Here is a 232-nt window from a genome sequence, read left to right on the forward strand (position 1 = left end):
GGTTGCCTGGGCGCATGACCGGGGTGTGCAGCTACGGCTCATCCAGCCGGGCAAACCAAACCAGAACGCCTACGTCGAATCGTTCAACGGCCGGCTGCGCGACGAATGCCTCAACGAGTGACCTCCTCCCTATAACTTGGACCAGCCAGAACTAGAAAATTCGGCGACACTCAGGCCCAAGGAGGCCCGTCGCCATGAAGAAGTCGAAGTTCACCGAAGAGCAGATCGCGTT

The 232-nt window shown here is 59.1% G+C and carries 1 pseudogene; it reads left to right on the top strand.

The annotated features are described in order from the left end of the window. Window positions 1–118: pseudogene (locus tag OZ10_RS21915) on the top strand (integrase core domain-containing protein); the annotation flags it as partial. Window positions 119–232: the final 114 nt, after the last annotated feature.

Origin of the sequence: Xanthomonas cannabis pv. cannabis (assembly GCF_000802365.1) — a bacterium.
GTDB lineage: Bacteria > Pseudomonadota > Gammaproteobacteria > Xanthomonadales > Xanthomonadaceae > Xanthomonas > Xanthomonas cannabis.